We start from the raw sequence: 7305 nt of genomic DNA on the forward strand, positions 1-7305 counted from the left end.
CGGCACCTTCACCACCCGCGACCCCGCCCCCGTCTTCTACCGCCACAGCGCCTTCGGCGCCGACCCCATCAACCACACCGACCCCACCGGCAACGTCAGAAAGAAAATTGTCGACGCCGCCGCTGACGAGTTTGAATCTGGCCGCGACATCGAGCGGAGAAGCCCACAGATCAACAATATTTCAATGAACGCAATGCCGGAGCCCTTGGCGCCAACCCATAATTCAGTCCCTAAACTACTAGGGCCTCCAGCTGGATCAAAAAGGGCACCCGAGGGTGAGGCTCGGGTTGCAATTAAGCGCTACCCTCCGACTGCGATAAAATTTGCCAATAGCCCAGAAAAGCCCACCCCGGAAATGATTCGAGCATGGAGCACGGTTAACAATTGGGTGGCCCCGTTCAAGAAGGCGGCGGGTGCCGATACGCAAGTGAAGATCGTGAGGGAAATTCGCAAAAATAGCGTGGACCCAAATGGGACGATGGGGACATGCGCTCCATTCACCTGGTGCGCCGCCGTCGGAATTATTAAAAATAAGTCCTTCGCTCCCACCAAGGAGAAGATGCGAAATTACAAATCCGTTTATGGGCCCGATAGCGCATGGCGGAATATTGATTCAAACTTCATTGAGTCCTTGGCCGTGGGGCAGATCCATGCGATATCGAAGGCGGCGGTAGAGCCTGGCCTTCCTGGCCACATATCACTCCTGACCACGACGGAATTCAAAGGGGTCAAGGAGTCATTCTACTTCGACCAAGGTCCAGGCTGGGGAAAGCTTGATAGTTGGCTTGCTGACGATCCGAGTCCAAGCGGAAAGAAGTACAAGAACCCCACGGCAATCTACCTGGGAACCACTACTATGCCATTCAAATAGTTGACTCCGCCTGGGTAGCCAGGGCTGGTCCGCGCTCTGGTCGAGTGGGCCATGCATCCCGGCGGCAGGGCTCGCACGCCTCCCTCCACGTCGCTCCGAACCGCGACGATCTCGACATGAGAACGGTTGCGGTAGCGCTGCGGGACAAGGGATTCGATGCCGACGACTTCCTCGTCGAGGCGACTGCAACTGGCACGAAGGTGCTTGGGCCGGCGAGGAAGTTCGCCGGCCGCCACCGCGAGCGCTGGGATCACGAGAGCGCGTACTGCGAGATCCGGGACGGTGACCCGCTGAACTTGACCGTGAGCAGGTTCCCGTTCTGACTGTGCAGGTCGCCCCGGGCGAGCAACCCGGCTGGTATCACGGCGACGCGGCAGGCCGCCTGCGCTGAGCTTGGCGTTTGTCCACGCACGTCACTCGACTTGCTGATCTGCGGTTCTTCCCGGGACAGCAGAGGCGGCCGTTCTCCACGCTTCGAGGTGTCGAGTCAAGAGGCACGAAAGAACGGCCGCTGAGTATGAGTCTGCCTGCCGATGTGCCCGCTGGGTGATGCACTGGGCGTGCTGTCCCGCTTTCGGGTCGAGTTCTACGAGTGCCTTTACGCCCGCGCGGATGTGCTCTTCGAGCTCACGGATGCGGTGCTGTGCACGGACGGGCCGGTCAGGACGCTGGTTGAGCTGTCGTTGGCGGCCGGGCACCGGCGCGGACACAGCGCGCTGTGAAGAGGGTTGGAGCGAGGCTGGGTCGACTCGCCCGACCGCGCAAGGTCCTGGCAGGTCTGCCGCTGCCGCGGGCTGCCGACGGGCGGATCGTGCCGGCCGTGGACGTGAGCAACTGGCTCCGTCCCGATGCCCCGACCAGCGACGAGCGTCTGTTCTGCCATGTCTACGGGCGCGGGGACCGCAGCCGGGGCCAGTTCGTGCCGGTCCGGCTGTACTCCTTCGTGGCCGCGCCGGAGTCCGGCCGCACCTCCTGGGTCGCGGTGCTGGATGCCGTGCGCCTGGGGCCGGCCGACGACGCGACCGCCGTCACCGCCGTCCAACTGCGTGACGTCGCAGGGAGGTTGATCCAGGCAGGACACTGGGAGCCGGGCGACCCGGAGATTCTGATCGTGATGGAGTCCGGCTACGACGTCACCTACCTCTCCCCCGCCCTGGCCGACCTGCCGGTGATTCTGCTCGGACGCCTGCGCTCGGACCGAGTCATGGACGACGCGCGCGACCATGCCCGGCGCGTCGAAACCAGCGACACCGCGGACGCCGACGACGAGCCCCAGCGTGACGACTGGCCGAGACTGTCACGGCTGTGTGACCTGCTCGCCAGGGCCCGCACGGCCCGGGACCGGCCTTATCAGCGTGCCCTGCCATCCGCCAACGAGACAAGGATCAAGATCGAAGCTGCCGAACGCATCGTGGCCCGCGCAAAGAGGCGGCTGGCCGCGGAGATCGCGGCCCACCAAGAGAAACTGAGGGGCCACGAGGCTCGGGCCGAGGCCGGCCGGGCAGCAGGCCGCCGAGGTGCCACCGGCCGGCCACCCGTCCCCATGGAGCACAAGACCGTCCTGGCCCGGCAACAGGCCCGACCGGCGAAGACACTCGTCCATCTGGAGCGGGCACGCAGCCCCGAGTCAGGGCCCTCCCCGACCGCCGTCGCCAGCCTGAGCGATCCCCACTCACGGCTGCAGCTCGGCAAGCGCGGCGGCTACCTGCGGGGATACAACCTGCAGACTGTCTGCGCGCGCCGCCAGATCCTGCTGGCCATCGACCTGCACGACAACCCGTCGGACCGCACCGCCCTGGTCCCCATGGTCAGGAAGACCCAGGAGAACCAGCACGCGGCAGGACTGCCGGGCGGCATCCTGCTCTGGCTCGCCGACAGCGGATACGCCAGCGCCGCCTCCTTCGAGGAGCTCGCTGATCTACCACTGCTGGCCTCGGTCACCAGTGAAGCCGACCAGGCAGGATTCCCCGCGAAGCGCCAGACCGCCCCCGCCGGCCAACAGGCCATGGCCGACCGCCTCGCCACCCCGACCGGCCGAGCCCAGTACCGCCAGCGCAGTGCCCTGGTCGAACCGGGCTTCGCCCAGCTCTTCCAACGGTTCGGCCGACACCTCAACTACCGCAGCCGCCGAGCCGTCGACACCGAGATCAAGCTCCTCGGCACCGTCCACAGCCTCAGCAAACTCCTTGCCAGCACCGCAAAATCGCGCTCTTGACTCCCGGGCGGGGGAAGTCGTGCGACAGCCTCCGGCCCGTCCGGCAGCCGCGCCGAAACCGCCCCGACCAGGACCGGGACGCCGCTCGGCTCGAAGAACAGGCAACAGGCCCCACGCCACAACGTCGGCAAGGCGGCCAAAGGAGCCGAATCGATCAAGGAACATCAAAGCAGACAAGGATAAACGCCAAGCTAAGGGGGCGGCGAAGGCCTGGCTGCCGTTTTCCCGTCCTACCTCTTCGCTGCCGCCCGCACCTCAGCTGGGACTATCACGATCTGATTCATGACGCTCCTCGTGGCGGCCTGCGGTCTTGGAGGTGCTGCGCTCTCGGAGGCCTTGCAGCGGGGTCAGTTAGTGCAGTTGGGGATAGGGATGGTGCTTGCCTGGCAGTTGGTGGGGTTGTTGTTCTTGATGACGGAGAAGGTGTTGTGGATGGCGGCGGGGGTGTAGAGGCTTGCGGCGAAGACGCCTGCGGGGCCTGTGGTGGAAGTGTTGTCGGTGATGCTGCTCAGGGACAGGCTGACGGTGCCGCCGTTGATGTAGAGGCCGCCGGTTCGGCCGCCGGCGGTGTTCCCGGTGATGCGGGTGGCGTTGAGGTTGAGGGTGGCGGCGTAGTTGCCGATGCCGGCGCCGTTGCCGTGCGGGGTCCGGTTGCCGTTGATGGTGCTGGCGGTGACGGTGAGCGGTGCGCCGTTCAGGATTCCCCCGCCGATGGAGCGGTCGGCGCGTTCGGCGTCGGCGCTGTTGTCGGTGATGGTGCTGGCGGTGATGGTCATCATGGGGCCGGTGTCGTGGAGGACTCCTCCTCCGAAGCTGGCGGTGTTCCCGCTGATGACGGTGGTGCTGACGGTGGTCGCGCTCCGGACGACGAGTCCTCCGCCCGACGCCGAGGCGTGGTTGTTCTCGATGCGGGACAGGGCGAGGGCCATGGAGCCGCCGTATTGGGCGATTCCTCCTGCGAGTACGGCCGCTGTGTTCTCGCTGATGACGGTGGTGTTGATGGTGGAGGTGCCGGCGGCTTGCAGGAGTGCTCCGCCTGATGAAGCTTGATTGTTCTGAAGCCGGGACTGGGTGAGGGTGAGGGCGCCGTTGTTGTAGATTCCTCCGCCGTTGTCGGCAGTGTTGTCGGTGATGGCGAGAAGGGTGCCGCGCAGGGTTCCTCCGTTTTCGACGAGGATGGCGCCTCCGGCGGCTCCGGCGCCGGCTCCGGTGGTGTGGCCTCCGGCGAGGGTGGCCAGGTTGAGGTTGAGGGTGCCGTGGTCGGCGATGTCGAGGAGCCGGAACAGTGGTGCGTTGGGGTCACGCCGGATGGTGGCGCCGTTGCCGTTGAGGGTGATGGGGGTGGTGATGGCGGGTAGTGCGGTGTCGCCGCCGGCGGTGGCGGGCTGGGTGTAGGTGTAGGTGCAGCCGGGGGTGAGGGTGATGGTGCCACCGGTGTTCGCATTCGCCGTTTTGATGGCTGTGGTGAGGGCGGCGGCGTCGCAGGGAACTGTGCCGGCAGCGTGGGCGGGGGCGGCGGTCAGGCCGGCGGCGAGTGTCGCAGCGGCGAGGGCGATCGTTGCTCGTGCTGCGGTGGCCCAGGTCGGTGCGCGGCCGGTGTGCTTCGCGGTGGTGTTGCTCTGCTGTGCGCTGGCATCGTTCATGGTTACCCCCTGGGGGCCCTGATGATTATTGGTTTTTCACTGTATGGAGCGCTGGGAGAGCAGGTCAGGGAGGGACGGCGGGGCGTAGGGGAAGGGAGCTGTGCGCGGTAGCCGGGCCGTGGGAGCAGTACTGTTCACGGGTTGGTGTGTATCCGATGGTCGGGGACGGCGCCCCGCAACGCTGGCGCGCTCCACCCCGTCAACCTTGCCACCACAGGTCAGACCCGGTGCGATCCGGGATCGCACGTCACCACCGGACAACTGCACGCCGCTCACACCGAGAGATCCCCGCGCCCGACCGGGCTGCTACGCACGGCCTCCAGCCCGCTTGCACACCCTCTGCGCAAGCAGCTCTGCGGCATGCGCAGAGCCGGACGGTGGGTACGCAGGCCGCCCCTTGCGGGACCGAGGACCGGGGCGACCTGGTGCCGGCAGCCGGCTCCTCCTGATCGTGCACGTGACCACGACCGCGTCCCCCCTCAACGGCCGCCCGCCACCTCACCGCCGGGACCCGGCGGGTCGTGTAATCGACGGGAGCTGCGCTTGGCGGTGGTGGTGTCGGGTGGGATTCGAAGCGGTCCGGTTTCTGTCGGGCATACCATCGGGCAGTTGGTTGCCCTTTGTGTTGCCCTTTTGGTTGATTTCTGCTGGTGGGGGTTTTCTCGTGGCCTGGTCTGTGTGGATCTGGTTGTGGTGCGGGTCGGCTCCAGGATCTGGTCGCGCAGGCGGTTGATCGCGCGGGTGCGGTCGGCGGTGAGGTCGTAGCGGCGCGCAGTGAGGATCCGCAGGTCGACGGCGATCTCGTCCGAGGCCGGCTGCATCATGCACTCCGACCGCGGCAGCGAGTACACGTCCAAGGATCTCCGAATGGAGATCAAGCAGTTGGGGATGCGGCAGTCCATGGGGCGGACCGGGTCCTGTCGCGATAACGCCGCGGCCGAGAGCTCCGTCGGCCTGCTCAAGGCGGAGATCGGCACCACCGTGCGGGACAGCCGTCAGACGCCCCGAGCCGACGTCTTCCGCTTCGTCGAGGTCGGGTACAACCGCACCAGGCTCCGCCGGCATCCCGAGTTCGGGTACCTCACCCCGCTCGAAACCCGGCACCTGCTGGAGCGCGACCTCTCCCCCGCAGCGTAGAAACACGCTGTCCAACATCAGGGGGGAACTTCAGGCGGCTATTGGTTCTACACGCCGGCGGTGCGGAGTTGGCGGCGTCCGGTGAGGTCGAGTTTCGTGTAGACGTGTCCGAGGTGGTACTCCACCGTTTTGGTGCTGCCGAACAGTTCTCGGGCGATTTCCTGGTTGGTGAGGCCCTGGGCGGCGAGGTGGGCGACGGCCTGTTCGCGGTCGGTGAGCTGGTGCAAGCGGGCCTCCCGCCCCCCAGCCGGCGGGACGGGAGTGGTGGTGCCGAGGCGGGCGAGAGCCTGAGCGGCGCGCTCCGCATACGGGACCGCGCCGAGCATGGTGAAAATCCGGTGTGCCTCCCGCAACTGACCATCGGCCTCCCGCCGATCAGCGAAGCCACCGGCGGCGAGCAGCAGGGCGGCCAGGTCACGGTGGGCGAACGCCCGGTGCAGCGGAATGTCGTCCCCCTCCACCACCGGCGCGGCCACCGCCTGCCGGTACAGGTCCCGGGCGGCATCGGTATCGCCGCGCTCGGCGGCCGCGCGGGCGTGCAGCCAGTGGCTCGTGGTGGTCAGGGCGGGGGCGCGGTCGGCGAGCTGGTCGAAGGTGTGCAGGGCCTCTTCGATAGGTGGACGGCTTTCGTTCGTGGGCCGGTCGGTGGTGGTGAAGGCTTCGGCATACAGCGGTACCCACAGCACCGCCCAGAGGGTGCGGGTGCCCGGGGTGGCTTCTGCGCTGGCCAGTGCCTGCAAAGCTTCGCGCATGGCTGGGAGGTCCGCCCGGGCCTGTGCCAGCGTGGCAGCGGCCAGTACAGGGTAGAGACAGTTCTGTTCCGGGAAGAGCGGTGCGTACCGGCGGCAGGCGTCGAGGAAGGATTCGGCGAGTTCTGCCTGGCCCCGCTGGGCATGGACCATCGCCGCGACCGCGTGGCCGGGTGATAGACCGTAGGGCTGGTCCAGGCTGTTGGAGACCACCAGGGTGTGGTCGGCGCTGATCAGGGCGTCCGCCCAGGACCCGGTCAGGTAACGGCCGAAGGCGAGCATGTAGTGCTCTGTGGGGAACACCGTAAGGTCGCCGTCGGCTCGCTGGCGGGCCGCGTGGGTGGCCAGGTCATCAACCCCGGCCCGTAGTTGCCCCGCCCGTACCCGTAGGGTTCCTCGGTAGGTCAACAGGAGGCTGTCCGTGTGGGCCACCTGATCGGCCTGTTCGGGCAGTCCGATCTCTTCCACCACTGCCAACCCGGCCAACAGGCCGTCGGCGCAGCCGACCCCGAGCGCCAGCACGCCGAGGGATCGACGAACTGGAGCGCCGGTTCCCCGGGCCTGATCGACAGCCGGGCGCAGGACGGCGACGGCCTTAGAAGTCATCTCATTTGGCGAGGTTGGGTAAACTGCGGGCGTGATGATCGTGGAGCGCCTGGTGCCGGACGAGCTGTGGGAGCTGTTCCAGTT

The 7305-nt window shown here is 67.0% G+C and carries 7 protein-coding genes and 1 pseudogene; 5 read left to right on the top strand and 3 right to left on the bottom strand.

What is annotated here, in order from left to right:
- From AB0D08_RS39645 to AB0D08_RS39660, 4 genes and pseudogenes are all read left to right on the top strand, one after another.
- The coding region (locus tag AB0D08_RS39645; protein WP_359895202.1) for a hypothetical protein at positions 1-871 on the top strand (871 nt) is incomplete at its 5' end.
- Between the two features lie 116 nt (positions 872-987).
- Positions 988-1194, top strand: a complete 207-nt coding sequence (locus tag AB0D08_RS39650) for a hypothetical protein (protein WP_033821208.1) — start codon at positions 988-990, stop codon at positions 1192-1194.
- A gap of 210 nt (positions 1195-1404) precedes the next feature.
- Positions 1405-2078, top strand: a pseudogene (locus tag AB0D08_RS39655) (transposase); the annotation flags it as partial.
- Positions 2076-3086 carry a transposase gene (locus AB0D08_RS39660; protein WP_359895208.1) on the top strand — a complete coding sequence of 337 codons (1011 nt, stop codon included), beginning with the start codon at positions 2076-2078 and terminating at the stop codon, positions 3084-3086. The pseudogene AB0D08_RS39655 and the gene AB0D08_RS39660, both read left to right, overlap by 3 nt.
- Positions 3087-3433: 347 nt before the next feature.
- Here the strand turns inward: AB0D08_RS39660 and AB0D08_RS39665 are convergent, their stop codons facing one another.
- Complete coding sequence (locus AB0D08_RS39665) at positions 3434-4729, bottom strand: hypothetical protein (RefSeq protein WP_051812725.1); 1296 nt, start codon at positions 4727-4729, stop codon at positions 3434-3436.
- 479 nt (positions 4730-5208) lie between these two features.
- Entirely contained in the window at positions 5209-5580 is a 372-nt protein-coding gene (locus AB0D08_RS39670; protein ID WP_359895209.1) for a hypothetical protein, read from the bottom strand.
- A gap of 16 nt (positions 5581-5596) precedes the next feature.
- Between AB0D08_RS39670 and AB0D08_RS39675 the strand changes: the two genes are divergently transcribed.
- Complete coding sequence (locus AB0D08_RS39675) at positions 5597-5866, top strand: hypothetical protein (protein WP_359895205.1); 270 nt, start codon at positions 5597-5599, stop codon at positions 5864-5866.
- A gap of 47 nt (positions 5867-5913) precedes the next feature.
- On the opposite strand, the gene AB0D08_RS39680 is transcribed toward AB0D08_RS39675, so the two are convergent.
- Positions 5914-7305, bottom strand: a 1392-nt coding sequence (locus AB0D08_RS39680) for a LuxR C-terminal-related transcriptional regulator (RefSeq protein ID WP_359895207.1), incomplete at its 5' end; no start/stop codon positions are given.

It is taken from the genome of Kitasatospora sp. NPDC048540 (assembly GCF_040651175.1).
Lineage (GTDB): Bacteria > Actinomycetota > Actinomycetes > Streptomycetales > Streptomycetaceae > Kitasatospora.